Raw genomic sequence first — 24,215 nt, 5'->3', positions numbered from 1 at the left:
GCCACCCGTCCGGGTGAACAATCTGGCGCGCTCACGCCGTGGCTGCAGCCACCGCCCGCCCGGCCTGCCGCCCGCTGAAGAGGCACCCGCCGAGGAAGGTCCCCTCCAGGGCGCGGTAGCCGTGCATCCCGCCACCCCCGAAGCCGGCGGCCTCGCCGGCGGCATACAGGCCGGGGAGCACGGCGCCGCCGGGGCGCAGGACCCGCCCCGACAGGTCGGTCTCGATGCCGCCGAGCGTCTTGCGGGTCAGCACGGACAGTCGGATCGCGATCATCGGGCCGTGCTCGGGGTCCTCGAGGCGGTGCGGCGGTGCGGTGCGGATCAGCTTGTCGCCCAGGTAGTTCCGGGAGTCGCGGACGTGCGCCAGCTGGCCGTCCTTGCCGAAGGGGTTGGCGACCTGCAGGTCCCGGGCGCGCACCTCCCGGCGCACCTGCTCGGGGTCGAGGCCGGCACCCGGCTCCAGCGCCGTCATCTGCTCGATCAGCCCGTCAAGGGTGGGGGCCTGCAGGAAGTCCTCCCCGTGGTCGAGGAAGGCCTGGACGGCGGCCGGGACGTCGGTCGTCGCGCGCTGGGCGACGCCCCGCCAGGACCGTTGCGTCAGGTCGAGGTTCTGCTCCTGCCCGGACAGCGCGAGCTCCTTGCCGGCGATGGTCCGGGTCAGCACGAACCAGCTGTGGTCCGCACCGGTCCGACGCAGGTGCGCCAGCGTCCCCAGCGTGTCGAAGCCGGGGTAGAGCGGCCCGGGCAGCCGCCGGCCGTGCGCGTCCAGCCACAGCGAGGAGGGACCGGGCAGGATCCGGATCCCGTGGCCCGGCCAGATCGGGTCCCAGTCGTGGACCCCCTCGGTGTAGTGCCACATGCGGTCCGGGTGGATCAGGCTGGCGCCCGCCGCGTGGGCGATCCCGATCCCGCGGCCGTCGACGTGCGCGGGGACGCCGGTGACCATGCGGGTCGGCACCTGCCCGAGCCGGGGCGGCCAGGCCGCGCGGACCAGCTCGTGGTCGCCGCCGATGCCGCCGGTCGTCAGCACCACCGCCTGGGCGCGGATCTCCTGCTCCGCCAAGACGGTTCGTGAGGTGGGTCGACCCCGCTCGGCGTCGTCCGGCTCCAGCACCGACACCCGCACCCCGACCACCTCGTCGCCCTCCACGACGAGCGAGTCCACCCGGTGCCGGAAGCCGAAGCGCACCAGCCCGCGGTGCGCCAGGTCCCGCACCCGCCGCTCGAAGGGCTCGACGACGCCGGGCCCGGTGCCCCACGTGATGTGGAAGCGCGGGACGGAGTTGCCGGGCCCGAGGGCGGCATACCCACCGCGCTCGGCCCACCCGACGACGGGGAAGAGCCGGTGCCCGAGCTGCCGCAGCCAGGACCGCTTCTCGCCGGCGGCGAAGTGCACGTAGGCGCGCGCCCACTCCCGCGGCCAGTGGTCCTCCGGCCGGTCGAACCCGGCGGTGCCCTCCCAGTCGGCCCACGCCAGCTCCTCGCTGTCGCGCACCCGCAGCCGTCGCTGCTCCGGCGAGTCGACGAGGAAGAGACCCCCGAAGGACCAGTAGGCCTGCCCGCCCAGGGACTGCTCGCCCTCCTGGTCCAGCAGCAGCACCTGCCGCCCCGCGTCCGCGGCCTCGCACGCGGCCACGAGCCCGGCCAGCCCGGCTCCCACGACGATCACGTCGGCGTCCATGGCACCTCTCCCACGCTGGAGTCGTCCTTCCCGGACCTCACCGTATGCCGCAACCGCCCGTCACGCCGGGTTGTCGCCCTCGCGCGCCAGCTCCTCGGCCAGCGCCGCCACGAACCCGTCGACGTCCTCCGGGGTGGTGTCCCACGAGCACATGAGCCGCACCACGTGGGTGGCCTCGTCCCAGACGTAGAAGGGGTAGTGGGCCTGCATCCGCAGGGTGACCTGCGGCGGGATGACGGCGAAGACGCCGTTGGCGGCGACCTCCTGGGTGAGGGTCACCCCGTCGAGGGCGCGCAGCCCCTCGCCGAGCCGCCGGGCCATGGCGTTGGCGTGCCGGGCCGTCTCGAGCCACAGGTCCTCGGAGTAGAGCGCGAGCAGCTGCGCGGACAGGAACCTCATCTTGGAGGCGAGCTGCATCGACAGCTTGCGCACGAAGTCCATCCGCCGGACCGCGTCGGGGTTGACCACGACGACGGCCTCCACGCCCATCAGCCCCGCCTTGGTGCCGCCCAGGGACACCACGTCCACGCCGACGTCGGTCGTCATCTCCCGCAGCGAGACCTTTAGCGCCGCAGCGGCGTTGGCGATGCGCGCGCCGTCCATGTGGATGACCATGCCGAGCGCGTGGGCGTGCTCGGTGACCGCCCGGACCTGCTCGAGGGTGTGGACCGTGCCGACCTCGGTCGACTGGGTGATGCTGACGACGCGCGGCTGCGCGTGGTGCTCGAAGCCGAACCCGTAGGCCTCCCGGTCGATCAGCGCCGGCGTCATGATGGCGTCCGGGCTGTCGACCGTGACGACCTTGATGCCCGCGACCTTCTCGGGGGCGCCGCACTCGTCGACGTGGATGTGGGCGTGCCCGGTCGCGATGACCGCGTCCCAGCGGTCGGTCATCGCCGACAGGGCCACGACGTTGGCGCCGGTCCCGTTGAAGACCGGCCAGCACGAGGCCTGCTCGCCGAAGTGGCGGCGGGTCACGTCTTGCAGCGCCGCGGTGTAGGGGTCGGCGCCGTACGACCCGACGTGGCCGCCGTTGACCACGGCGAGCGCGTCGAGCACCGCGGGGTGCACCCCCGCGTAGTTGTCGCTGGCGAAACCCGTGCGCGTGACGTCGTGCAACCTCTCCATGCCCGGACCCTAGCGCGGCCACGGGAGCGCCTGCGGGGTCCATCGAAAGGATGACCCGCGGCCTGACCGCCCGGCGGATGGGGTCGCCCGGGAGCGGGGGTGGACTGGAGGCATCGTCCCGCCACCTCTCCCAAGGACCCTCATGCTCACCTGGCGTCACCTCGCCGACCGGGTCACCTCGCGCCGCGGCGCCTGGGTCACCCTCGCCCTCGTCCTGCTCGTCACCACCGCCCTCATGGGGGCCCTGCGGGGCGCCACCGTCGCGCGCGGCGACGAGACGCTGCCGTCGTCCTCGGAGTCGGCGCGGGTCGCCGAGCTGCAGCGGGAGTTCCCCGGCCACGAGCTGTCACCCGTCGTGGTCGTGATCACCCGGTATGACGAGAACCCACTCGCCGCAACCGATCTCGCGTCGGCCCAGCGCGTGAGCGCGGCCGCTGCCGGCGCCGTGGCCCAGCAGCCGTCCCGCCCGGTCCCCTCGCAGGACGGGCGTGCGGTCCTCGTCAACGTGCCGGTCCGGGCCGACCGCCCCGGCACCGAGGTCGCCCCCGACGTCGACGCGATGCGCTCGGCCATCCACGCCGCCACGCCCGCCGGGCTGCGGGCCCAGGTGACCGGCGGGCCGGCCTTCGGCGCCGACGTCGCCTCCGCCTTCCGGGGCGCCGACCTGCGGCTGCTGCTCGTGACCGTCGGCATCGTCGCGGTCCTGCTGCTGCTCACCTACCGCTCCCCGGTGCTGTGGCTGGTGCCGCTTGCGGTGGTCGGCCTCGCCGATGGGCTGGCCGGGACGGCCACCAAGGCGCTCGGGTCCGCGCTCGGCCTCAGCTTCGACAGCGGCATCGTCAGCGTCCTCGTCTTCGGCGCGGGCACCAACTACGCGTTGCTGCTGATCTCGCGGTACCGCGAGGAGCTGCGCCGCACCCCCGACCACCGCGAGGCCCTGCGGGACGCCCTGGTCGCCACCGGGCCGGCTGTGCTGGCCTCCAACGCCACCGTCGTGCTGGCGCTGCTCACGCTGGTGCTGGCCGTCATGCCCGGCACCCGCGGCCTCGGGCCGACGTCGGCGCTCGGCCTGGTGATCGCGGGGGTCTTCGCCCTCACCGCGCTCCCCGCGGCGCTCGCGATCTGTGGCCGGCGCGTCTTCTGGCCCTTCGTGCCCCGGCCCGGGCACGAGCAGGCGACCGAGTCGGGGACCTGGGGGCGGATCGCGGCCCGGGTCGTCGCCCGCCCCTTTCCCGTCCTGCTGGTCGGCGCGGTCGTGGCGGCCCTGATGGCGGCCGGCCTCCTCGGGACCCGGGTCGGCCTCGCCCAGACCGAGCAGTTCCGGGTCGCCTCGGAGTCGCAGCAGGGCCTGGAGGTGCTGGCCGCGCACTACCCCGCGGGGGAGTCCGCGCCGTTGGTGATCATGGCGCCCCAGGGCGAGGCGGCGGCCGTCGAGGCGGCGGCACGGCATACGCCCGGGGTGACCCGCGTGATGCGCACCGGGACCGCGGGGGAGACGGTGCGGCTCATGGCCGTCGCCTCCGCCGAGCCCGGGTCGACCCAGGCCCAGGACACGGTGCGGGCGCTGCGCGACGCGGTCCACCCGCACTCCGCCCTCGTGGGGGGCCAGACGGCGCAGCAGGTCGACGCCCTGGCCGCCGCCGGCCGTGACCTGCGGGTCGTCGCGCCGCTCATCCTCGGCCTCGTGCTCCTCGTGCTCGTCCTGCTGCTGCGCGCCGTCGTGGGGCCGCTGGTGCTGCTCGCCGTCAACGTCGTCAGCGCGCTCGCGGCGATCGGCGCCGGGACCTGGGTGGGGGAGCGGCTCCTCGGCTTCCCCGGGCTGGACGTGCACGTGCCGCTGCTGGCGTTCCTCTTCCTGGTCGCCCTCGGGATCGACTACACGATCTTCCTGGCCCACCGGGCGCTGCACGAGGCGACCGAGCACGGCACCCGCGCCGGCATCGTGCGGGCCGTCGCCCACACCGGCGGGGTCATCACCAGCGCCGGGGTGGTGCTGGCCGCCGTCTTCGCCGCCCTCGGGGTGCTGCCGCTGGTCACCCTCGGTCAGCTCGGGCTCATCGTCGGGCTCGGCGTGCTCGTCGACACGCTGCTGGTGCGGGCCCTCGTGGTGCCCGCGGTGTGCGGGGCGCTCGGGGACCGGCTGTGGTGGCCCCGGCGGCTAACCTCCTGACATGAGCACCGTCGCGCGCATGCACGTCGGCCTGCACGTGCTGTGGGGCCTGCTGCTCGTGCTGGCGACGGTGCGGGCGGTGTGGCTCGGGGCGTCGCCGTGGCTCGTCGTGCCGGCCGCCCTCGCCGAGGGAGCCTGGTATGCCGCCGGCCACCGTCTCGCCCGCCCCCGATCCGCAGGCCAGCGTCTCCCGAACGAGCGGCACGGCACGGGGACCTCGTCGGCGCGGTGGTGGCTGGCCGGCCTGGTCGTCGGCTGGGTGCTGCTGGTGTCGCTGGTCTCCGTCGAGTTCTCCTGGCTGGTCTACCCGCTCATCCTGATCGCGGTGGCGATGCTGCCGACGCTCGCGGCCCACCCGCTGGCGGCGGCGATGACGCTGCTCGTCGTGGTGCTCCAGCTGGGCAGTCGGCAGCAGGCGACCGCGGGGCTCGTGATCGGGCCCGTCGTCGGGGCGCTCGTGGCGATCGGCACGGCGGCCACCTACCAGCGGCTCGTGCGCGAGTCGGAGGAGCGGCGCCGGCTGGTCGAGCAGCTCCTCGCCACCCAGGAGGACCTCGTCGCCGTGCACGACGAGCTCGCGGCGACCCAGCGCGAGGCGGGGGTGGTCGCCGAGCGGGCCCGCCTCGCCCGGGACATCCACGACACGTTGGCCCAGGGCTTCAGCTCGGTGGTGCTGCTGGCGCGCGCGGGGCAGGCCGACCCCACGTCGGCCGCCCGGATGCTCGACCAGATCGAGACGACCGCCGCGGACAACCTCGACGAGGCGCGGCGGGTGGTGCAGGCGCTCACCCCGGCGCCCCTCGAGACCGCTCCGCTGCCCGGTGCGCTCGGCCGGCTGCTGGACCGCCTCGGCGCCCAGACCGGCATGAGCACGTCGCTGGACGTGGACGGCGAGGCCCGCCAGGTGCCCACCACCGTCGAGGTGGCGCTGCTGCGGGTGGCGCAGAGCGCGCTCGCCAACGTCCGCCAGCACTCGGGCGCGCAGCGGGTGGGGCTCACCCTCACCTACGACGACGACGCGGTGACCCTCGACGTGCTGGACGACGGCCGCGGCTTCGACCGGGCCCGGGTGGAGGCGACCCCGGTGGGGCTCACCGGATTCGGGCTGCGGGCGATGCGCGAGCGGCTGGCGGTCCTGGGTGGGCGGCTCGAGGTGGAGACGGCGCCGGGCGAGGGGACCGCCGTTGTGGCGACCATCCCCCTCACCGGCCAGGGTGCAGGAGGTGCGGCATGAGCGTGCGCGTCGTGATCGTCGACGACCACCCGGTGGTGCGGGCAGGCCTGCGGGCGCTGCTGTCCACCGACCACCGCGTCGAGGTCGTCGGGGAGGCCGCCTCCGGGGAGGAGGCCCTCGTCGTGGTCGCCCGCCGGGCGCCCGAGGTCGTGCTCATGGACCTGCGCCTCGGGGCCGGCATGGACGGCGTCGCCACCACGACCGCCCTGCTCGGCCGGCCCGACCCGCCGCGGGTGCTCATCCTCACCACCTACGACACCGACGCCGACATCGTGCGGGCCGTCGAGGCGGGGGCCTCCGGATACCTCCTCAAGGACGCGCCGTCCACGTCGCTGGTCGAGGCGGTCGAGCAGGCCGCGCGCGGCGAGACGGTGCTGGCGCCGCGGGTCGCGCAGCTGCTCATGACGCGCCTGCGCGACCCCCGCCCGGACCTGTCGGCGCGCGAGGTCGACGTGCTGCGAGGCGTGGCGGAAGGCCTGAGCAACAAGGCGATCGCGCGCTCGCTCTTCATCAGCGAGGCGACCGTCAAGACCCACCTCGTGCACTGCTTCGACAAGCTCGGGGTGGACTCGCGCACCGCCGCGGTCGCCGAGGCCCGGCGCCGTGGGGTGGTGCGCTGAGCGAGCGCGACCTCGGCCGGTGGCGGGGCGGGGGGACGGCATACGGGCGGGTCAGGCACCCACGACCAGGCTCACCCCGAGCGTGATCATGACGACCGCGATGACCAGGTCGAGCACCTGCCACGCCCGCGGGCGCGCGAAGACCGGCCGCAGCCACCGCGCGCCGTAGCCGAGCGCGGTGAACCACAGCAGCGACCCGCAGGTCGCCCCGAGGCCGAACCACCACCGCCCGTCCCGGCCGTGCGTCGCCGACAGCGACCCGAGCATCACCACGGTGTCGAGGTAGACGTGGGGGTTGAGCCAGGTGAACGCGACGGTCGTCGCCACGGCCGCGCGCAGGCTGGTGACGCCGCGCTCCTCCGGGGTCATCGCGCCCGGGTGCCGCGCGGCCAGGGCGCTGCGGATCCCGAACTGCACCAGGAAGATCGCGCCGCCCCACCGGGCCACCGTCACGATCGTCGGGTGCGCGGTGATGAGGGCACCGACGCCCGCCACGCCGGCCAGGATCAGGACCGCGTCGGACAGCGCGCAGATCGCCACCACCACGCCGACGTAGCGTCGGACGAGGCCCTGCCGCAGCACGAAAGCGTTCTGGGCGCCGATGGCGACGATGAGCCCGAGGCCGGTGAGCAGGCCCGACAGGGCGCTGTGCAGGGGTGACATGACCACGACGCTAGGTGGTGGGCGTCGGTGCAGTCCAACGATAGTTTCTGCACGATCATTAGCATGGCTTCATGCGTCTCGATCCCCAGCAGCTCGCGGCCCTGCGAGCGGTGGTGCAGCACGGCACCTTCGACGCGGCGGCGGTCACGCTCGGCGTCACGCCCTCCGCGGTGAGCCAGCGGGTCAAGGCGCTCGAGCGGGAGGTCGGCCAGGTGGTCGTGCGGCGGGTCCGACCGTGCCGGCCCACCGGCGCCGGCGAGGTGCTCCTGCGTATGGCGACCCAGCTGGCGCTCGTCGAGGCCGAGGCCGAGGCGGCGCTGCGGCCGACCGAGGCAGGCCCGGTGCCGCTGTCGGTGGCGGTCAACGCGGACTCGCTCGGAACGTGGTTCCGCCAGGTGCTGGCAGCGGTGGCGCAGGACCAGCAGGTCGCGCTGACGGTGCTGGCCGAGGACCAGGGCCACAGCGCCGAGCTGCTGCGCAGCGGCGCGGTGATGGCGGCAGTGACGGCGGATCCCGCTGCGGTGCAAGGGTGCTCGGTGGTCGAGCTGCGACCGATGCGCTACCTGCCGGTCGCGACGCCGGCGCTGGTCGAGCGGCACCTCTCGCGCGGACGCAAGCGGGACGGCCTCGCCCGCATGCCGATGGTGCGCTTCAACGCCAAGGACGACCTGCAGCACGAGGTGCTGCGCCGCCTCGACGCCCCCGACCCCGCCGTCGTGCACCACGTCCCGTCGACCGAGGACTTCGCGGTGGCGGTGCGGCTCGGGCTGGGCTGGGGGATGCTCCCCGAGCAGCAGCTGGGCGACGACCTGCAGGCGGGACGGTTGGTGCGGGTCGCGCGGGGCGCGGTGAGCGTGCCGTTGTACTGGCAGCGGTGGCGGATCGAGTCGGCCGCCCTGGACCGGCTGACCGGGTGGGTGCGGGCCGCCGCGGTCAGCGGCGCAGCGCGGCCTCGATGACCTCGGCGACGCCGTCCTCGTCGTTGGCAGGGCACCGGTGGGACGCGGCGGCCACGGCGTCCGGGTGTGCGTTGGCCACGGCGTAGCCACGGCCGGCCCACGCGAGCATCGGGACGTCGTTGGGCATGTCCCCGAAGGTCCACACGTCCGCCGCGTCGATGTCCCGCTCGCGGCACCAGCGCTGCAGCGCGGTGGCCTTGGTGACGCCGGGCGCGGTCATCTCCGCGAGACCGGGGGCGCCGGAGTAGGCCAGGTGCGCCAGGTCGCCCACGACCGCCGTGGCCCGCGCGATGAACTCGTCGCCGGTCAGCGAGTCGTGCCGCGCCAGCAGCTTGCCCGGCAGCTCGTCGGCGAGCAGCTCCTCGAGCGGGGCGACCCGGCGGGCGTCCGTGACCTGCTCGCCGCCCGGCCCCCGCAGGTCCAGCAACGACGGCTCGGCGCCCAGCCCGGACCGCCCCTCGACGCCGAAGGCGGTGCCCGGCAACGCGGTCCGCAGCCGGTCGGCGACCTCGAGCGCGGCCTCCAGGGACATGGTGTGCTCCTCGACCACCGCGCCGGCGTGCAGGTCCAGCACGAAGGCGCCATTGGTGCACAGCACCAGCCCGTGCGAACCCACCTGCTGGGCAAAGGGGTCCATCCAGCGCGGCGGCCGGGCCGTGGCGACGATGACGACGCAGCCCGCGGCCTCCGCGGCGACGATCGCCCGCGCGGTGCGCTGGGAGATCGTGCCGTCCGAGCGCAGCAGGGTCCCGTCGAAGTCGGTGGCGAAGACGCGCGGCGGGACCGTCATACGGCCCACTCTCGCACGGCCGAGCACTCACAGGGATGCCACAGGACGAGCCCACGAGGGCCATAGCGGGCGCCGGTGGAGTGGGGGACATCGACCAGGACGGCTCCGCGCCGACGACACCGAAGGAGCAGGACATGGGAAGCGCCAAGCAGATCGGTGCCCGGCGGATCCGGCAGGCCACCGCCACCATCGCGGGCGTCGGCGTCGCCGTGACCGCCGCGGCCCTCGGCCTGACGGTCTCCGACCACGTCGGGTCCACGACCGCGGCGACGACGGCCGCCACCTCGACCAGCACGAGCAGCACCACCACCAGCAGCACCACCGACACCAGCGCGACCACCGGCGGCCTGACCGCCGCCCAGGGCGCCCCGGTCGCCCACTCGGCCGGCAGCTGACCTGCGACAGGAGACACCACCATGCAGACCATCACCGAGACCCGCGGCCCCGCCCTGGAGTGGGCGCTGTGGTCGACCACCATGCGGCTCGTGACGAGCGACGCCCGCGCCCTGCCCGCCGCCAAGCGGCTCGTGGACCAGGAGCTGGTCCAGGTCGAGCTGGCGGCGAGCAGGTTCCGCCACGACTCGGAGGTGATGCGCCTCGCCCGGGCCGGGGGCCGCCCGGTCTCGGTCAGTGACACGCTGCTCGACCTGACGGACGCCGCGCTCGCCGCGGCTGTCGTCACGGGCGGCGCGGTCGACCCCACGATGGGGTCGGCGCTGGCCCGGCTCGGCTACGACCGCGACCTGACCGGTGTCGGCCACGCGCGCCCCTTCGCCGGCGGCACGGTCCGGGTCGTCCCGGCCGCGGCACCGGGCTATCGGCGGGTGCGCGTGGACCGCGCCGCCGGCACCATCACCGTGCCCCCGGACGTCACCCTCGACCTCGGCGCCACCGCCAAGGCGTGGGCGGCCGACCGGTGCGCCCGCGTGGTCGCCGACCAGCTCGGCACGGGGGTGCTGGTCAGCCTCGGCGGCGACGTCGCCACGAGCGGCCCGGCCCCGCGGGAGGGGTGGACGGTGTCGATCCAGGACCTGCCCGACGACCCCGCCGCGCTGGTGAGCCTGCCGGCCGGGTGGGCGCTCGCCACCTCGAGCACGCGCCGGCGCCGCTGGCAGGTCGAGGGTCGCGAGCTCAACCACGTCCTCGACCCGGCGACCTGCCTGCCCGTGACCCCGTGCTGGTCCTCGGCTACCGTCGCGGCGCCCAGCTGCGTCGAGGCCAACACCTGGTCGACCGCGGCCCTGGTCGCCGGACCCTCGGCGCCGGGTGTCCTGGCCCGGCAGCGCCTGCAGGCGCGGCTGCTGCACCTGGACGGGCAGGTCACCTTCGTGGGCGGGTGGCCCGCCGACGCCGAGGCCCTCACCCAGGACCAGGCGCGTATGCCGATCGCCCCCGCCGGCGACCTGGCTGCCGGCCACCGGTCCGCCGACTCCCTCGCCGCCCACCCTCTCCCCGTGAGCGCGGGCGGTGCGGCATGAACGAGGCACTCTGGGCCCTCGGCCGCGGCACCGGCGTCAGCGCCCTCGTGCTGCTCACCCTCGCCACCGTCCTCGGGCTGGTGCTGGGGGCCGGCTTCCGGCACCGGCAGCTGCCACGGTTCGCGCTCACCGAGATCCACCGGCGCGCGTCGCTCGGGGCCACCGGGCTCCTGCTGCTGCACGTCGTCTCGCTGCTGCTCGACCCCGAGGCGCAGCTGCGGCTCGTCGACGCCGTCGTGCCCTTCCTCAACGCCCGCAACCCGCTGTGGTGGGGGCTCGGGACGCTGGCGGTGGACCTGCTGCTCGTCGTGATGATCAGCTCCCTGCTGCGCAAGCACCTGCGGCACAGCACGTGGAAGGCGCTGCACTGGCTCGCCTACGCCCTGTGGCCGGTGGCGCTGCTCCACGGGATCGGCGGAGGCACCGACGCCGCGACGCCGTGGCTGCGGCTCACCGCGATCTGCTGCTCGGCCGCGGTCGGTGCCGCGGCGGCCTACCGCCTGACGCGTCGTCGCGACCCCGGTCCTCGTCTGATCGGCGGCCCGGCACGATCGGGCGGCCTCTCGGTCGGCGCTCGGGTGGCCGTGCCGCGCGAGCTCGTGCGGACCGGGCCGCTCACCAAGACCACCACCATCGACGTCGAGCGCGCCTCGACCCGCACCCCAGGAGACCCCTCGTGAGCACCACGCCGTCCGCCACCCCCAGCAGACCCCGCCCCGACCGGGACGGGCCCGGCCCGCGGCAGGCCGGAGCCTCCGCCGTCCGCACCGCCACCGCGGTCCTCGCGGGGACCGGTGTCGGGGTGGCCCTCGCGGTCGGCGGCATCGCCGCGGCCGGTCACGGCACTGCGAGCGCCGCTACCGGCGGCCGGAGCACCGGGCAGCTCGCCCCGGTGCCGCAGCAGCAGGGCAGCAACCTCGACCCCGGCCAGGGCCAGCAGGGGCTGCAGGACCAGCAGGGTCAGCAGGGCCAGCTGGACCCGAGCCAGCAGGACCCCAGCCAAGGGCAGCAGGGGTGGGGGCAGCAGGCTCCCGGCATACCGGGAAACAGCGCACCCGGCTGGAGCCAGCAGGACCAGGGGACCACGGGCCTGACCCCCGGGCAGGGACCCGCCATGGGCCGCAGCCACGGCAGCTGACCGCCGGGACGACGACGGGCCCCGGGGAGAGTCTCCCCGGGGCCCGTCGTGCGCCTGCGACTAGTAGCGCCCGCCTGCGACTAGTACCTCCCGCCTGCGGCTAGTACCTCCCGCCTGCGGCTAGTACCGCCCGCCTGCGGCGGGGTTGCCGTGGTGCTCGTGCGTCGTCGCCGAGTCCCCCATCCGGTGCAGCCGGCTGTGGGTGCGGGAGTAGACGAAGTAGATGACGAACCCGAGCGCCATCCACAGCAGGAACCGGATCCACGTGTCCAGCGGCAGGTTGAGCATCAGGTAGAAGGACACCAGCGCGGCCAGCCAGGGCAGGACCGGCGACCCGGGCACCCGGAACGAGCGCTCCAGGTCGGGGCGCCGCTTGCGCAGCACCGGCACGGCGACCGAGACCAGCACGAAGGCCGACAGCGTCCCGATGTTGACCATCTCCTCGAGCTTGCCGATCGGGGTCAGCGAGGCGACGAGGGCGACCAGCAGGCCGACGGTGATGGTGATGCGGACCGGGGTGCCGGTGCGGGGGTTGGTCTTGCCGAAGGCCGGCGGCAGCAGCCAGTCGCGGCACATCGCGAAGATCACGCGGGTGCCACCGATGAGCAGCGTCATGACGACGGTGAAGAGGCCGGCGACGGCGCCGGCGGAGATCAGCGTCGACGCCCAGCCCTGGCCCACCGACTCGAAGGCGGAGGCGAGCGCGGCCTTGGGGTTGATCTGGTCGTACTTCACCATGCCGGTGACGACCAGCGAGACGGCGATGTAGAGGATCGTGCAGATGACCAGCGAGGCGATGATGCCGATGGGCAGGTCCTTCTGCGGGTTGCGGGCCTCCTCGGCGGTGGTCGCGACGACGTCGAAGCCGATGTAGGCGAAGAACACCAGGGAGGCGCCGGCGAGGATGCCGCCCCAGCCGTAGGTCGTCGGGTTGAGCCCGAAGAGCAGCTGCACCAGCGGCTGGTGCATGACGCCCGCCTCGGCGGCCTTGGGGGCGACGGCCTCGGGGATGAACGGCGCGTAGTTGCTGGTGTGCACGAAGCGCAGCCCCGCCACGATGACGAACAGCACGATGAAGAGCTTGACCGCCACGAAGACCAGGTTGACCCGCATGGACTCCTTGATGCCGTAGGCGATCAGCGCGGTGATGACCGCGACGAGCAGGAACGCCGGAAGGTCGAAGTGCGAGCCGGGCGCCATCGACTCCGGCCACGTGATGCCGAGGTGCTTGAGGAAGACGACGAAGTACTGCGACCAGCCCTGCGCGACCACGGACGCGCCGAGCATCATCTCGAGCAGCAGGTCCCAGCCGATGATCCAGGCGACGAGCTCGCCGAGGGTGGCGTAGGAGAACGTGTACGCCGATCCCGAGACCGGCACCGTCGACGCGAACTCCGCGTAGCAGAGCGCCGCGAGACCGCAGGAGAAGGCGGCGATGACGAAGGAGATGACGATGGCGGGGCCGGCATACTGCGCGGCGGCGCGTCCGGTGAGGGTGAAGATGCCCGCACCGATGATGACCCCGATGCCGAAGACCGTGAGGTCCACCGCGGTGAGGTTCTTCTTGAGCTGGTACTCCTGCTCGGTGGTCTCGGCGATCGATGTCTCGATCGACTTGGTGCGGAACAAGTTCATCCGGTCAGCTCCTCGAGGGGTGTGCGGCGGGGGTCGCGGCGCAGGGACGCGCGTGATGCGACCCACAGCCTGCCCCCAGACACCGGGACGGGGGAAGGTCGTGGCGGCTGATCAAGCCGCACCGTGACCAGATCGTGCCGGACTCGTCCGTATGCCGGACGGGTGACGTCCGGCGCGCGACGGTGGTGTGCCGCCGCCCCCTCGCAGCGGCGGCACACCCGACCACCTCACCACGTCAGGACCTGTATTGCAATAACTTCGCAACAGTGCCCATGATGGCGCCATGCACATCCCTGACGGGTTCCTCGACGCCCCCACGTCCCTCGGCACCGGCGTCCTGGCGGTGGGAGCGGTCGGGCTGGCCCTGCGCCAGGCCCGCAAGGAGCTCGGGGAGACCGGCCCGGTCCTCGCGGGGCTCGTGGCGTGCTTCGTCTTCGCGGTGCAGATGGTCAACTTCCCGGTCGGGGCGGGCACCAGCGGCCACCTGCTCGGCGGCGCCCTCGCCGCCACCCTCGTCGGCCCGTGGACCGGGGTGCTCGTCATGACCACCGTCCTGCTCGTGCAGGGGTTGGTCTTCGCCGACGGCGGTCTGACCGCGCTCGGCGCCAACGTCACCGACATGGGGATCGTGGGCGTCCTGGTCGGCTACCTCGTCGTGCGGGGGGTGCTCGCGGTGCTGCCGCGCCGACCCGGCTCGGTCGTCCCGGCCGCCGCCGTCGGCGGGCTGCTGTCCGTGCCGGCCGCCGCGCTCGCCTTCACCGCCATGTATGCCGTGGGCGGCACCGCCCCCATCCCGCTCGGACGGCTCGCCGCAGCGATGCTCGGCTGGCACGCGATCATCGGCGTGGGGGAGGCCGTCATCACCGCGGCGGTCGTCGCCGCCGTCGTCGCCTCGCGGCCGGACCTGGTCCACGCTGCTCGCCACCTCGTCCCGGACCTCGAGCTGGTCGACGCCGAGGGCCGCCGCACCGTGGTACGGGCCGACGCCCCGGTGGCGCGCCGCTCGACCCGGCTGACGCCGCGGTTCGCGGGCGGGCTGCTCGCCGCGAGCCTGGTCGTCGGCGGAGGCCTCAGCCTGCTGGCCAGCAGCCACCCCGACGGGCTGGAGTACGTCGGGGAGACCCTCGGTTTCGGCAGCACCGCCACCGACTCGGCCGCCGCCTCGTCCCCGCTCGCGGGCTACTCGCTGCGCTGGCTGGGCGACGGCACGTGGGGCTCGGTCGTGGCCGGGATCCTCGGGGTGCTGCTCACCCTGCTCGTCGGGGTGCTGCTGTCGAGCATGGCCGGGCGGCGCCGCGAGGGGCTCGAGGGGTCTCAGACGTCCGCGGGGGCCGAGGGGTGCACGGAGGAGACGCTCGTCGGCTCGGAGCAGAGCGAGCGCCGGTGAGCGCGACGGCCATCCGGCGTCCCCTGGACCCGCAGGACCGGATCGTCCTCGACGCGACCGCCCACGGTCACCAGCACGGTGGCGGCCCCGGCGAGGAAGGCCTGGTCATCCCCGGCGACACCCTCGTCCACCGGCTGCCCGCCCAGGTGAAGGTGGTGGTCCTCGTGGCCTTCGCCGTGGTCGTCGTGGCCGCCCCCCAGGGTGCCTGGTGGCTGCTGCTGGCCGACGCGATCCTGCTCGTCGGGGTCGTCCTGGCGGCGCGGCTGCCCTGGTCCCACGTGCTGCGGCGGCTCCTCGTCGAGACACCGTTCGTCCTCTTCGCGCTGGTGACGCCGCTGGTCGCGACGGGTCCGCAGGTCAGGGTCCTCGGCATACCGCTGTCCGTGCCGGGGCTCGTCGCCGCAGGCACCATGCTGGCCAAGGCGACCCTCGGGGTGCTCGCCGCCGTCGTCCTCGCCTCGACCACCTCGCCGCGCGAGCTCATCGCCGGGCTGGACCGGCTCCGGCTCCCGTCGGCGTTCGTCGCGATCCTGACCTTCATGGTCCGCTACCTCGGGGTCGTGACCGGTGACCTGCACCGGATGCGCGTGGCTCGCGAGTCGCGCGGCTACACCGGTGGCCGGACCGGCCACCTCGTCGCGGTCGCCGGGGGAGCCGGCGCCCTCTTCGTCCGCTCCTACGAGCGCGGCGAGCGGGTGCACCAGGCCATGCTGGCCCGCGCGTATGCCGGCCGCCTGCCGTCGGCCACCTCGGCGCGCGCCGCGACGGCCGCCGAGTGGACCCGCGGACTCCTGCTGCCGCTGGCCGCGGCCGTACTCTGGGCGGGATGGCTCCTGCTCGCGCCCCGATGACCGACCCGTCCGCCACTGCTGCGGCCGCCGTTCCCGCGGCGGACGCTGCTCCCGCCGCGCTGGACGTGTCCCGCCTAGCCTTCGCCTACCCCGACGGGCGGCAGGTGCTCTTCGGCGTCGACCTGCAGGTCGCGCCGGGGGAGCGGGTGGCGCTGCTCGGCCCCAACGGCGCCGGCAAGACGACCCTGCTGCTCCACCTCAACGGCATCCTCGGGGCGGTCAGCGGAGGCACCGGCACCGGCGCCGTCACGGTGGCCGGGGTGCCGCTGCGGCGCGAGTCGCTCGCCGACGTGCGCCGCCGGGTCGGGATCGTCTTCCAGGACCCCGACGACCAGCTCTTCATGCCCACGGTCGGCGACGACGTCGCCTTCGGCCCCCACAACCTGGGGCTGCGCGGCGCCGAGCTCGACGAGCGGGTGCGCTGGGCGCTCGCGCAGGTCGGGATGCAGGACGTGGTGGACCGGCCGCCGCACCACCTGTCCTTCGGCCAGCGGCGCCGGGTCGCGGTCGCCACGGTGCTCGCGATGCAGCCCGACGTGCTGGTGCTGGACGAGCCGTCCTCCAACCTGGACCCGGCGAGCCGGCGCGAGCTGAGCGAGATCCTCACGTCCCTCGACGTGGCGATGCTGATGGTCACGCACGACCTGCCCTACGCCCTGCAGCTGTGCCCACGCTCGCTGCTGCTCGACGACGGCCGGATCGTGGCCGACGGGCCCACCCGGGACCTGCTGGCCGACGACGAGCTGATGCGGGCCCACCGGCTCGAGCTGCCCTACGGCTTCGACCCCCTGTCGGTGCCGGGCGCCTGAGGCGGGGCGAGAGGCCCCTCGCATGCTGCTCGTGACGCCCCCGATGTGCCACGAGCCCCCTGAACCGACGCGAGGAGCCCCTCACTCGTCACGCTATCAACCTGTGACCTGGATCGGACACAATTCGGACACAGTCGGCGGATCCCGACACCCTCGGTGGTGACCAGTGGCTCGCCGCGACCTCCCGGGAGGCCCCAGCCGGTGACGGCATGCTGGGGGTGTGCCCTTCACCCTGGCCCACCCCGCCTTCGCGTTGCCGCTGCGCCGGCTCGGGCTCCCCGTCGCCGCCCTGGCGGCGGGCTCGATGGCGCCGGACCTGCCGCTCTACGCGGCAGCCGTCGGGCCGGTCCCGGTGGCCGGGCGGTATGCCCACACCCACTCCGCGGTCGGCATCGTCACCCTCGACCTCGCGCTCGGCCTGGCGCTCTGGGCGGTCTGGGAGTGGCTCCTGCGCGCACCGGTGCACGACGCGCTGCCCGACGCCGTCCGGCGGCGGGCGCACGCCCTGGTCGGCCCCGGCCCGCGGGGGCCGGTGGCCGGGCTGACGGTGGTCCTCGCGGTGGTGCTCGGCGCGGCCAGCCACGTGGGCGTCGACGAGCTCACCCACCCGGGGCGGTGGGGCGCCACCCACGTGTCGTGGCTGGCGCAGACCCACCTCGGCCTGCCCGGCACCGCGTGGCTGCAGCTGGCCGGCGGCGCGGGCGGCCTGCTCGTGCTGGGCGCCGTGACCGCGCTCGGCTGGTGGCGCTCACCCGTCGTCGAGCGGCCACGGCGGTGCCCGGCATACGCGCCGTGGATCGCGCGCGCGGCGGCGCTGGCGACCGGAGTGGTGGTGTCGGCCGCGACAGTCGCGGCCGTGGCGGGGGTCGGGACGCATCAGGTGGCCTACCACGTCGCGACGCTCGGGGTGCTCCTCATGGGTGGGGTCCTGCTCGTCGCCGCGGTCGGCTGGCACCTCGCCCGAGCCCGGGCCGAGGCGGCGGAGCAACCCTCTGAGACTTGACCACGACTTGACCACGACCTGACCACGGCCTGACGGGGGGTGCGCCGTCATCCGGGCCCGGGCATGGACATACAGTGAGGGCGCCCGCGACGCCGCGGCGAGGCGCCCACGAGGTGCCTCCCCTTCGACGGAAGGCCCGCCCATGCAGATCGGCATCCCTCGCGAGACGGTGCCCGGCGAGACCCGCGTGGCCGCCACGCCCACCAGCGTCGAGCAGCTGGTCCGCCTCGGCTACGACGTCGTGGTGGAGACCGGCGCCGGCGCCCTCGCCAGCGTCGACGACCGGGCGTATGCCGACGCTGGAGCCACGGTCGCCGAACGCGCCACCACGTGGGCCGCCGACGCCGTCTACAAGATCAACGCCCCCACCCGCGACGAGCTGGACCAGCTGCGGGAGGGCGCCACCCTGGTCAGCCTGGTCGGCCCGGCCCTGCACCCGGAGCTGCTGCAGGAGCTGGCCGCGCGCCGCCTCACCGTGCTCGCGACCGACGCCGTGCCGCGGATCTCCCGCGCGCAGGCGCTCGACGTGCTGAGCTCCATGGCCAACATCTCCGGCTACCGCGCCGTGGTGGAGGCGGCCCACGAGTTTGGCCGGTTCTTCACGGGGCAGGTCACGGCCGCGGGCAAGGTCCCGCCGGCCACCGTCCTCGTCGCCGGGGCCGGGGTCGCGGGCCTGTCCGCCATCGGCACCGCCGTCTCGCTCGGCGCCGTGGTCCGGGCCACCGACGCCCGCGCCGAGGTCGCCGAGCAGGTCGAGTCGATGGGTGGGGAGTTCCTGCACGTCGACGTGGGCGAGCAGCAGGTGTCCACCGACGGCTACGCCCGCGAGACCTCCGAGGCCTACGACGTGGCGGCGCGGCGGCTCTACGCCGAGGCCGTGCCCGCGAGCGACATCGTCATCACCACGGCCCTGATCCCCGGCCGGCCGGCGCCCCGCCTCATCACCGCCGACATGGTCGCCGCGATGCGACCCGGGTCGGTCATCGTCGACATGGCCGCCGCCACCGGCGGCAACGTCGAGGGCAGCGTCCCCGACCAGAAGGTCGTTACCGACCACGGCGTCACGATCATCGGCTACACCGACCTGCCCGCCCGGCTGCCCGGGCAGGCGTCGCAGCTCTACGCCACCAACCTGGTCAACCTCACCACGCTCATCACGCCCGGCAAGGACGGGCAGATGGTCCTCGACATGGAGGACGTCGTGCAGCGCGGCATGACGGTCGTGCTGCAGGGGGAGGTCCTGTGGCCGCCCCCACCGATCCGGGTCTCGGCGGCCCCACCCCCGGCCACGGGTGCCGGCGCCGGCGCGACCGCGGGCGGCGCGACCGTCGCCGCCCCGCCCGAGGCGGCTGCACCCAGGCCGCGGGCGCCATACGTGCGTCCCGTGCTGGCCGTGCTCGGACTGGTGGCCTTCCTCGCGCTCGCCGCCTCCGCGCCTCCGTCCTTCCTCGGCCACTTCATGGTCTTCATGCTGGCCTGCGTGGTCGGCTACTACGTCATCGGCAACGTCCACCACGCGCTGCACACGCCCCTGATGTCGGTCACCAACGCCATCAGCGGCATCATCATCGTGGGGGCGCTCGCCCAGCTCGGCCGCGGCGACCTCGTGGTCAACGTGCTGGCCTTCGCCGCCGTCCTCGTCGCCAGCATCAACATCTTCGGCGGCTTCACGGTGACCCAGCGCATGCTCTCGATGTTCCGGAGGGGCTGACCGATGACGACCGCCCTGTCCTACGCCGCGCACATCGTCGCCGGGCTGCTCTTCATCCTCGCGCTCGCGGGGCTCTCCAAGCACGAGTCGGCCCGCCGCGGCAACACCGCCGGCATCATCGGCATGGTCCTCGCGCTGGTCGCCACCATCGCCCTGGTCACCTCCCTCAGCGGCGTCAGCGCCCTCGGCCTGATGCTCGTCGCCATGGTCATCGGCGGCGCGATCGGCGTGCACCGGGCGCTGCGCGTCGAGATGACCGGGATGCCCGAGCTCATCGCGCTGCTGCACAGCTTCGTCGGGCTCGCGGCCGTGCTCGTGGGCTACAACTCCTGGCTCGCCACCACCGCCGGCGAGACCGCCGAGGGCTCCCTGCACCGGATCCACAACGGCGAGGTCTTCCTCGGCATCTTCATCGGCGCCGTGACGCTGACCGGGTCCATCGTGGCCTTCCTCAAGCTGTCGGCGCGGATCAAGTCCGCACCGCTCATGCTGCCCGCGCACAACCTGGTCAACCTCGCCGCGATCGTGGCATCCCTCGGGCTCATGGTGTGGTTCGTGCCCACCGGCAACGCCGTGCCGCTCGCCCTCATGACCGTGATCGCGCTCGCCCTCGGGTGGCACCTCGTGTCGTCCATCGGCGGCGGCGACATGCCGGTGGTCGTGTCCATGCTCAACAGCTACAGCGGGTGGGCCGCGGCCGCCGCCGGCTTCATGCTCGGCGACGACCTGCTCATCATCACCGGCGCGCTGGTCGGCTCCTCCGGTGCCTACCTCTCCTACATCATGTGCCGCGCCATGAACCGCTCCTTCCTGTCGGTCATCGCCGGCGGCTTCGGCTCCGACGGGGCCGTGACCGGCGAGGCCAAGGACTATGGCGACCACCGGGAGACCTCCGCCGACGAGGTCGCCGAGCTGCTGCGCGACGCCCGGTCCGTGGTGATCACACCCGGGTACGGCATGGCGGTCGCCCAGGCGCAGTATGGCGTCGCCGACCTCGCCGCCCGGCTGCGCGAGCGCGGGGCACAGGTGAGGTTCGGCATCCACCCGGTCGCCGGTCGCCTGCCCGGCCACATGAACGTCCTGCTCGCCGAGGCCAAGGTCCCCTACGACATCGTGCTCGAGATGGACGAGGTCCAGGACGACCTGGCCGCCACCGACGTGGTGCTGGTGATCGGGGCCAACGACACCGTCAACCCCGCCGCGCTCGACGACCCGTCCAGCCCCATCGCCGGCATGCCCGTCCTCGAGGTGTGGCACGCACGAGACGTGATCGTCTTCAAGCGGTCCATGTCGACGGGGTACGCCGGCGTCCAGAACCCGCTGTTCTTCAAGGACAACACCCGGATGCTCTTCGGGGACGCGAAGGAGCGGGTGGACGACATCCTGCGCGCGCTCTGACGGCGGCTCGGGCGGGCTGCGGGGCACCGCTGCGGCACGTGGTGGCGGCGGTCGCCGGGGATCGGGTGGGTTTGTCCGGCGTCGTCGGTGGTGCTTCCCACCCGGTGTGGTCGGGGTTGGGCGTGCTCAGGCGGCGAGCGGGCGTCCCGCCATACCGGGCGGGTAGCGGCGGCACGGGGTGAAGCAGGGCCGGCCACCCCGCGCGACCCGGGCGGTGTCGATGCGCATTGCCAGCTCGCACGCCTGGGTGAAGACCAGCTGATGGCTGGTGCGGATCGTCGACCAGCCGAGACCCAGGTGCTCGGTGTCCAGCGCGAGGTCGGCCAGACGGAACATCCCGTCGTGGAACGCAGATCCGTCGTGCTCGAGCAGGAGTCGTTCCCGCTCGTAGGCTCCGTCTCTGCGATGGCCGGTGCCGGGCACCACGAACTGCCGCGTGGCCGGCGGCAACCGATGGGCCCGCTCGACGTGGGTGACATACCCGTGCTCGAGATGGCTCGCGGTGCCGGTGGCCACATCCTCGAGCACCGCGACGAGCAGCGCCCGGCGCGGATGGCGACGGCGGGCGCCCAGCCGCGCGAGGAGTCGGGGCGCCTGGGTGAGGCCACGTTGGCAGGCCGCAGTCAGGAACCCGATCGCGTCGCTGTCGCTGCCCGTCGCAGCCAGGTCCAGCACGACGTCCTCGACGCGCAAGGTCGGAAGGTCTCGCGGCAGTGGTTCGGCGTGGACGTCGGGACGGTGCCGCACGAACGCGTAACCGGATTGCGGCGCGATGGTCCGGCGATGCGGCACGGCGATCTCGATGATGGCCGGCGGCCGGTCGAGCAGCCCGAGGTGGTGCCCCGCCGCACGCCCGGCGAGCGCGGCGCCGCGGCCGGCATGCAGCACCCCAGCCCAGGCCCGGCGCTCTGCGTCCAAGGGCGCGCGGTTGTTGGACGCGCCGCTCACGAGATAGATGCCGGGCAGCACGGTGGTCGCTCGCGCGGCCACCCCGTCCACCGACGGGCGGGACAGACCTGCTGCCAACAGCTCGGCGCGCGCGAGCAGGCCGCCGCGACGCTCGGCCAGCTGCAAGAGATGCGGCGGTATGGCGGTCCGGGGGTGCATGCCGCTCAGCGTGACGGAGCCGCGTCCCGCTGTGGCGTCGACCTGCTCCCCCTGTGGACGAGTGCGCGGATCGCCGCGTCGCCGGGCTCGCCTGTGGACAGACAGCGGGTGGGATCCACCGTCGTGGTCGGGGTGGCGGAGGCGTGGTGGGGCAGTGGGTGGGTTTGACCGTGGTGTTCGGTGGTGAAGTCCACCCGATGTGGGGCGGGGTCGGGAGGACGCGAGGCGGCTGGGGGCGGTTCGGCCGGGCGAGGGCTACGGGGAGCCGTCAGGACAGCGGGTCGTCGCCGCTGCGGTAGATGGAGGTGCCGCTGTCGTAGCCGCGCTCCGGCTTGCGGTCGTAGCGCTCGGCGAAGCGTTCCCAGCTCGAGAGGAGCTCCCGGGCCTCAGCGTCCTGGGCCAGCGGCGGCTGGACGACGGGCAGGTCGGCGGTGTCGTGGCCGTCCCGCGGCGGAAAGTAGCCCCGGCGGGTGTCCCGGCCTCGTGCCGCGTCGCGCTCGCCGCGCCACCGGCCCTGGCCACGATCCCCGCGATCCCGGTCCCCGGGACCCCGGTCCCGGCGATCCCTGCCGTCGCGATCCCTGCCGTCGCGATCCCGCTCCCCGCGATCCCAGCCGTCGCGCTCCCGCTCCCCGCGACCTCCGTCGCTGCGACGACCGCCCCCGTCGCGTGCGGCATACCGGTCGTCCTCGTCTCGCCAGGTGGAGCCGTTGCGGTGCCCGGCGACCCGCTGCATCCGGGCCGGCCCGGGCTCGACCTGCACGACATCGCCCCACCGGTCGCCGTCGTGCTCGTCCGGCCAGTCGTGGGCCTCCTGCACGTCCTCGTCGACATCGGTCACGCGTTCGCGGTCCTCGACGCCGAAGATCTCGGCGCACAGGGCCCGGTAGTTGTGGTCCGGCTGCGGCACGAACTTGATCTCGGACAGGGCCTGCTGCTGCCCGGCCGACTCCATCACGAAGGTCCCCCACCCGAAGATCCGCCCCGCGATCGAGCGGTGGTAGGACATGTCGGTGACCTTGGACAGCGGCATCATCGCGACCTTGCGGATGATGAAGCCGTAGGTCATCATCAGCCGCTTGTCCGTGGCGATGACCCACTGCTTGCGCCACTCCCACACCATCCAGACCGCCCGCGCCACCGCCGCGAACCACACCCACCACAGGACGTCCACGACGTTGGCGGCCGTGCCGCTCACGTTGGCGTCCACGGCGATGACCAGCACCAGCACGGCCAGCGCGGTCGCGACGGGCTCGGCGACGACGACGGGGTGCTGGTGGATCGCCACGACCAGCTGCTCCCCGTCCAGGACGTAGCGGCGGCGCACCGACGGTGGCAGCTGCGGCTCGTCAGACGGGTCCACGTCGGCTCCGGGTCAGCGGTTGAGCAGCTTGTCGAAGAAGCGGCCGAGCGACTGGACGGCCTGGACGAGGATGTCCCAGACGGTGCGCACAATGTCAGCGGCTCGGTCGGGCGACACGATGATCGCGTAGATCAGGAACGCGACGAGCAGCCACAGAAGGACCTTCTTGATCTTCGGGTTCACGAGGTGGGCTCCTTGCTGGGGGCGCTGCAGGGGCAGGGATCAGCGACCAGTCAAGCAGCGCAGCCGGTCCCGTCGCCGAGCGGCTCGCCGCCGGTCGTGGTCGAGATTGGATAACGGGCGGGTCGCGGCGCGATCACGGCGGTGGGGCCGGGTGGCGGGCCGCGGCATACGGCTCGGCTCAGACGACGCCGTAGAGCCGGTCTCCCGCGTCGCCGAGCCCGGGGACGATGTAGCCGTGCTCGTTGAGGCGCTCGTCGATCGCGCCGGTGACGAGCCGCACCGGGATGCCGATGTCGGTGATGGAGTCGCGCACGTGCTCGATCCCCTCGGGCGCGGCGAGCAGGCAGACGGCGGTGATGTCGTCGGCGCCCAGGTCGCGCAGGAACTCGAAGGCCATGACCAGCGTGTGCCCGGTCGCGAGCATCGGGTCGACGACGAAGACCTGGCGGCCGTGCAGCGACTCCGGCAGGCGGTTGGCGTAGGCGCTGACCTCGAGCGTCTCCTCGTCGCGCACCATCCCGAGGAACCCGACCTCGGCGCTCGGCAGCAGCCGCACCATGCCCTCGAGCATGCCCAGCCCGGCGCGCAGGATGGGCACGATGACGGGCTTGGGGTTGGCGAGCTTGATGCCCTTGGTCGGCGCCACGGGCGTCTCGATGTCGATCGGCTCGACCCGCACCTCGCGCGTCGCCTCGTAGGCCAGCAGCGTCACGAGCTCCTCGGCCAGCCGCCGGAAGGTCGGGCTGTCGGTGCGCTTGTCGCGCAGGTAGGTGAGCTTGTGGTTGATGAGCGGGTGATCGGCCACGTGAACCTGCATGGGGGAAACTTATCCCGTGACCGACCCCATCGCCGCGTCGCACCCCCGGCCGGTGCCCGACGACGGCTTCCCCGTCGACCCGCGCTGGCC

The 24,215-nt window shown here is 74.0% G+C and carries 23 protein-coding genes; 14 read left to right on the top strand and 9 right to left on the bottom strand.

Annotation, left to right across the window (positions count from 1 at the left end; translation table 11 throughout):
• Window positions 1–31: 31 nt before the first annotated feature.
• Both ADJ73_RS02850 and ADJ73_RS02845 read right to left on the bottom strand, forming a co-directional pair.
• Window positions 32–1,681, bottom strand: a complete 1,650-nt coding sequence (locus ADJ73_RS02850) for an FAD-binding dehydrogenase (protein ID WP_050347012.1) — start codon at window positions 1,679–1,681, stop codon at window positions 32–34.
• Between the two features lie 60 nt (window positions 1,682–1,741).
• The gene (locus ADJ73_RS02845) at window positions 1,742–2,809 is read right to left on the bottom strand and encodes a threonine aldolase family protein (RefSeq protein WP_050347011.1); all 1,068 of its coding nucleotides are present in this window, start codon (window positions 2,807–2,809) and stop codon (window positions 1,742–1,744) included.
• 142 nt (window positions 2,810–2,951) lie between these two features.
• On the opposite strand from ADJ73_RS02845, the gene ADJ73_RS02840 reads away from it, so the two are divergent.
• From ADJ73_RS02840 to ADJ73_RS02830, 3 genes are read left to right on the top strand one after another with little or no spacing between them, the layout of a single operon-like run.
• The gene (locus ADJ73_RS02840) at window positions 2,952–4,979 is read left to right on the top strand and encodes an MMPL family transporter (protein WP_050347010.1); all 2,028 of its coding nucleotides are present in this window, start codon (window positions 2,952–2,954) and stop codon (window positions 4,977–4,979) included.
• Window position 4,980: 1 nt separating this feature from the next.
• Window positions 4,981–6,213 (top strand): sensor histidine kinase, encoded by a 1,233-nt coding sequence (locus ADJ73_RS02835; protein WP_050347009.1) that lies wholly within the window; start codon window positions 4,981–4,983, stop codon window positions 6,211–6,213.
• Window positions 6,210–6,833, top strand: a complete 624-nt coding sequence (locus ADJ73_RS02830; protein WP_050347008.1) for a response regulator — start codon at window positions 6,210–6,212, stop codon at window positions 6,831–6,833. The genes ADJ73_RS02835 and ADJ73_RS02830 overlap by 4 nt, the downstream gene beginning before the upstream one ends.
• A gap of 51 nt (window positions 6,834–6,884) precedes the next feature.
• On the opposite strand, the gene ADJ73_RS02825 is transcribed toward ADJ73_RS02830, so the two are convergent.
• Complete coding sequence (locus ADJ73_RS02825) at window positions 6,885–7,496, bottom strand: LysE/ArgO family amino acid transporter (protein WP_050349216.1); 612 nt, start codon at window positions 7,494–7,496, stop codon at window positions 6,885–6,887.
• Between the two features lie 71 nt (window positions 7,497–7,567).
• Here ADJ73_RS02825 and ADJ73_RS02820 point away from each other — a divergent pair, with 71 nt between their 5' ends.
• Complete coding sequence (locus ADJ73_RS02820) at window positions 7,568–8,455, top strand: ArgP/LysG family DNA-binding transcriptional regulator (RefSeq protein ID WP_050347007.1); 888 nt, start codon at window positions 7,568–7,570, stop codon at window positions 8,453–8,455.
• Here ADJ73_RS02820 and ADJ73_RS02815 read toward each other — a convergent pair.
• Entirely contained in the window at window positions 8,430–9,245 is an 816-nt protein-coding gene (locus tag ADJ73_RS02815; protein WP_050347006.1) for an HAD family hydrolase, read from the bottom strand. The two genes, ADJ73_RS02820 and ADJ73_RS02815, sit on opposite strands and share 26 nt — an antisense overlap.
• 134 nt (window positions 9,246–9,379) lie before the next feature.
• Between ADJ73_RS02815 and ADJ73_RS02810 the strand changes: the two genes are divergently transcribed.
• Genes ADJ73_RS02810 through ADJ73_RS02795 form a run of 4 tightly spaced genes read left to right on the top strand, consistent with a single transcriptional unit; the run spans window position 9,380 to window position 11,861 of the window.
• Complete coding sequence (locus tag ADJ73_RS02810; RefSeq protein WP_156188082.1) at window positions 9,380–9,640, top strand: hypothetical protein; 261 nt, start codon at window positions 9,380–9,382, stop codon at window positions 9,638–9,640.
• A gap of 21 nt (window positions 9,641–9,661) precedes the next feature.
• Window positions 9,662–10,723: an FAD:protein FMN transferase gene (locus ADJ73_RS02805; RefSeq protein WP_082176693.1), complete on the top strand. Its 1,062-nt coding sequence runs from the start codon at window positions 9,662–9,664 to the stop codon at window positions 10,721–10,723.
• Window positions 10,720–11,403, top strand: coding sequence for a ferric reductase-like transmembrane domain-containing protein (locus tag ADJ73_RS02800; protein ID WP_082176692.1), 684 nt, complete (start codon window positions 10,720–10,722; stop codon window positions 11,401–11,403). The genes ADJ73_RS02805 and ADJ73_RS02800 overlap by 4 nt, the downstream gene beginning before the upstream one ends.
• On the top strand, window positions 11,400–11,861 hold the full coding sequence (locus ADJ73_RS02795) for a hypothetical protein (protein WP_050347004.1): 462 nt from the start codon (window positions 11,400–11,402) through the stop codon (window positions 11,859–11,861). The genes ADJ73_RS02800 and ADJ73_RS02795 overlap by 4 nt, the downstream gene beginning before the upstream one ends.
• A 120-nt stretch (window positions 11,862–11,981) precedes the next feature.
• On the opposite strand, the gene ADJ73_RS02790 is transcribed toward ADJ73_RS02795, so the two are convergent.
• Complete coding sequence (locus ADJ73_RS02790) at window positions 11,982–13,496, bottom strand: amino acid permease (RefSeq protein ID WP_050347003.1); 1,515 nt, start codon at window positions 13,494–13,496, stop codon at window positions 11,982–11,984.
• A 283-nt stretch (window positions 13,497–13,779) separates the two neighbouring features.
• Between ADJ73_RS02790 and ADJ73_RS02785 the strand changes: the two genes are divergently transcribed.
• From ADJ73_RS02785 to pntB, 6 genes are all read left to right on the top strand, one after another.
• Window positions 13,780–14,883, top strand: a complete 1,104-nt coding sequence (locus ADJ73_RS02785; RefSeq protein ID WP_050347002.1) for an energy-coupling factor ABC transporter permease — start codon at window positions 13,780–13,782, stop codon at window positions 14,881–14,883.
• Window positions 14,880–15,734, top strand: a complete 855-nt coding sequence (gene cbiQ, locus ADJ73_RS02780) for a cobalt ECF transporter T component CbiQ (RefSeq protein WP_253272650.1) — start codon at window positions 14,880–14,882, stop codon at window positions 15,732–15,734. The genes ADJ73_RS02785 and cbiQ overlap by 4 nt, the downstream gene beginning before the upstream one ends.
• Window positions 15,710–16,543 (top strand): energy-coupling factor ABC transporter ATP-binding protein, encoded by an 834-nt coding sequence (locus ADJ73_RS02775; RefSeq protein ID WP_253272649.1) that lies wholly within the window; start codon window positions 15,710–15,712, stop codon window positions 16,541–16,543. The genes cbiQ and ADJ73_RS02775 overlap by 25 nt, the downstream gene beginning before the upstream one ends.
• A 220-nt stretch (window positions 16,544–16,763) precedes the next feature.
• On the top strand, window positions 16,764–17,546 hold the full coding sequence (locus tag ADJ73_RS02770; RefSeq protein ID WP_050347000.1) for a DUF4184 family protein: 783 nt from the start codon (window positions 16,764–16,766) through the stop codon (window positions 17,544–17,546).
• A gap of 142 nt (window positions 17,547–17,688) precedes the next feature.
• Window positions 17,689–19,257 carry a Re/Si-specific NAD(P)(+) transhydrogenase subunit alpha gene (locus ADJ73_RS16820; RefSeq protein ID WP_050346999.1) on the top strand — a complete coding sequence of 523 codons (1,569 nt, stop codon included), beginning with the start codon at window positions 17,689–17,691 and terminating at the stop codon, window positions 19,255–19,257.
• Window positions 19,258–19,260: 3 nt separating this feature from the next.
• Entirely contained in the window at window positions 19,261–20,655 is a 1,395-nt protein-coding gene (gene pntB, locus ADJ73_RS16815; protein WP_050346998.1) for a Re/Si-specific NAD(P)(+) transhydrogenase subunit beta, read from the top strand.
• Window positions 20,656–20,781: 126 nt separating this feature from the next.
• Here pntB and ADJ73_RS02755 read toward each other — a convergent pair whose 3' ends face one another.
• The 4 genes from ADJ73_RS02755 to upp form a co-directional block, all read right to left on the bottom strand.
• Window positions 20,782–21,762, bottom strand: coding sequence for a hypothetical protein (locus tag ADJ73_RS02755; protein WP_050346997.1), 981 nt, complete (start codon window positions 21,760–21,762; stop codon window positions 20,782–20,784).
• Between the two features lie 268 nt (window positions 21,763–22,030).
• Window positions 22,031–23,125: a PH domain-containing protein gene (locus ADJ73_RS17240; protein ID WP_050346996.1), complete on the bottom strand. Its 1,095-nt coding sequence runs from the start codon at window positions 23,123–23,125 to the stop codon at window positions 22,031–22,033.
• A 12-nt stretch (window positions 23,126–23,137) separates the two neighbouring features.
• Entirely contained in the window at window positions 23,138–23,308 is a 171-nt protein-coding gene (locus ADJ73_RS17120) for a hypothetical protein (RefSeq protein ID WP_172669690.1), read from the bottom strand.
• Between the two features lie 178 nt (window positions 23,309–23,486).
• Window positions 23,487–24,125 carry a uracil phosphoribosyltransferase gene (gene upp / locus ADJ73_RS02745; RefSeq protein ID WP_050346995.1) on the bottom strand — a complete coding sequence of 213 codons (639 nt, stop codon included), beginning with the start codon at window positions 24,123–24,125 and terminating at the stop codon, window positions 23,487–23,489.
• Window positions 24,126–24,215 lie beyond the last annotated feature (90 nt).

The organism is Arsenicicoccus sp. oral taxon 190, assembly GCF_001189535.1.
In the GTDB taxonomy this organism is placed as follows: domain Bacteria; phylum Actinomycetota; class Actinomycetes; order Actinomycetales; family Dermatophilaceae; genus Arsenicicoccus.
The sequence above is the reverse complement of the archived record's forward strand: the minus strand, read 5'-3'. Positions and strand labels throughout refer to the sequence as shown.

What these genes read in the sequence shown, in the direction of transcription:
- ADJ73_RS02850 (WP_050347012.1), bottom strand. Translation starts at nt 1,681, where the DNA reads ATGGACGCCGACGTGATCGTCGTGGGAGCCGGGCTGGCCGGGCTCGTG.
- ADJ73_RS02845 (WP_050347011.1), bottom strand. Translation starts at nt 2,809, where the DNA reads ATGGAGAGGTTGCACGACGTCACGCGCACGGGTTTCGCCAGCGACAAC.
- ADJ73_RS02840 (WP_050347010.1), top strand. Translation starts at nt 2,952, where the DNA reads ATGCTCACCTGGCGTCACCTCGCCGACCGGGTCACCTCGCGCCGCGGC.
- ADJ73_RS02835 (WP_050347009.1), top strand. Translation starts at nt 4,981, where the DNA reads ATGAGCACCGTCGCGCGCATGCACGTCGGCCTGCACGTGCTGTGGGGC.
- ADJ73_RS02830 (WP_050347008.1), top strand. Translation starts at nt 6,210, where the DNA reads ATGAGCGTGCGCGTCGTGATCGTCGACGACCACCCGGTGGTGCGGGCA.
- ADJ73_RS02825 (WP_050349216.1), bottom strand. Translation starts at nt 7,496, where the DNA reads ATGTCACCCCTGCACAGCGCCCTGTCGGGCCTGCTCACCGGCCTCGGG.
- ADJ73_RS02820 (WP_050347007.1), top strand. Translation starts at nt 7,568, where the DNA reads ATGCGTCTCGATCCCCAGCAGCTCGCGGCCCTGCGAGCGGTGGTGCAG.
- ADJ73_RS02815 (WP_050347006.1), bottom strand. Translation starts at nt 9,245, where the DNA reads ATGACGGTCCCGCCGCGCGTCTTCGCCACCGACTTCGACGGGACCCTG.
- ADJ73_RS02810 (WP_156188082.1), top strand. Translation starts at nt 9,380, where the DNA reads ATGGGAAGCGCCAAGCAGATCGGTGCCCGGCGGATCCGGCAGGCCACC.
- ADJ73_RS02805 (WP_082176693.1), top strand. Translation starts at nt 9,662, where the DNA reads ATGCAGACCATCACCGAGACCCGCGGCCCCGCCCTGGAGTGGGCGCTG.
- ADJ73_RS02800 (WP_082176692.1), top strand. Translation starts at nt 10,720, where the DNA reads ATGAACGAGGCACTCTGGGCCCTCGGCCGCGGCACCGGCGTCAGCGCC.
- ADJ73_RS02790 (WP_050347003.1), bottom strand. Translation starts at nt 13,496, where the DNA reads ATGAACTTGTTCCGCACCAAGTCGATCGAGACATCGATCGCCGAGACC.
- ADJ73_RS02785 (WP_050347002.1), top strand. Translation starts at nt 13,780, where the DNA reads ATGCACATCCCTGACGGGTTCCTCGACGCCCCCACGTCCCTCGGCACC.
- ADJ73_RS02775 (WP_253272649.1), top strand. Translation starts at nt 15,710, where the DNA reads ATGGCTCCTGCTCGCGCCCCGATGACCGACCCGTCCGCCACTGCTGCG.
- ADJ73_RS16820 (WP_050346999.1), top strand. Translation starts at nt 17,689, where the DNA reads ATGCAGATCGGCATCCCTCGCGAGACGGTGCCCGGCGAGACCCGCGTG.
- pntB (WP_050346998.1), top strand. Translation starts at nt 19,261, where the DNA reads ATGACGACCGCCCTGTCCTACGCCGCGCACATCGTCGCCGGGCTGCTC.
- ADJ73_RS02755 (WP_050346997.1), bottom strand. Translation starts at nt 21,762, where the DNA reads ATGCACCCCCGGACCGCCATACCGCCGCATCTCTTGCAGCTGGCCGAG.
- upp (WP_050346995.1), bottom strand. Translation starts at nt 24,125, where the DNA reads ATGCAGGTTCACGTGGCCGATCACCCGCTCATCAACCACAAGCTCACC.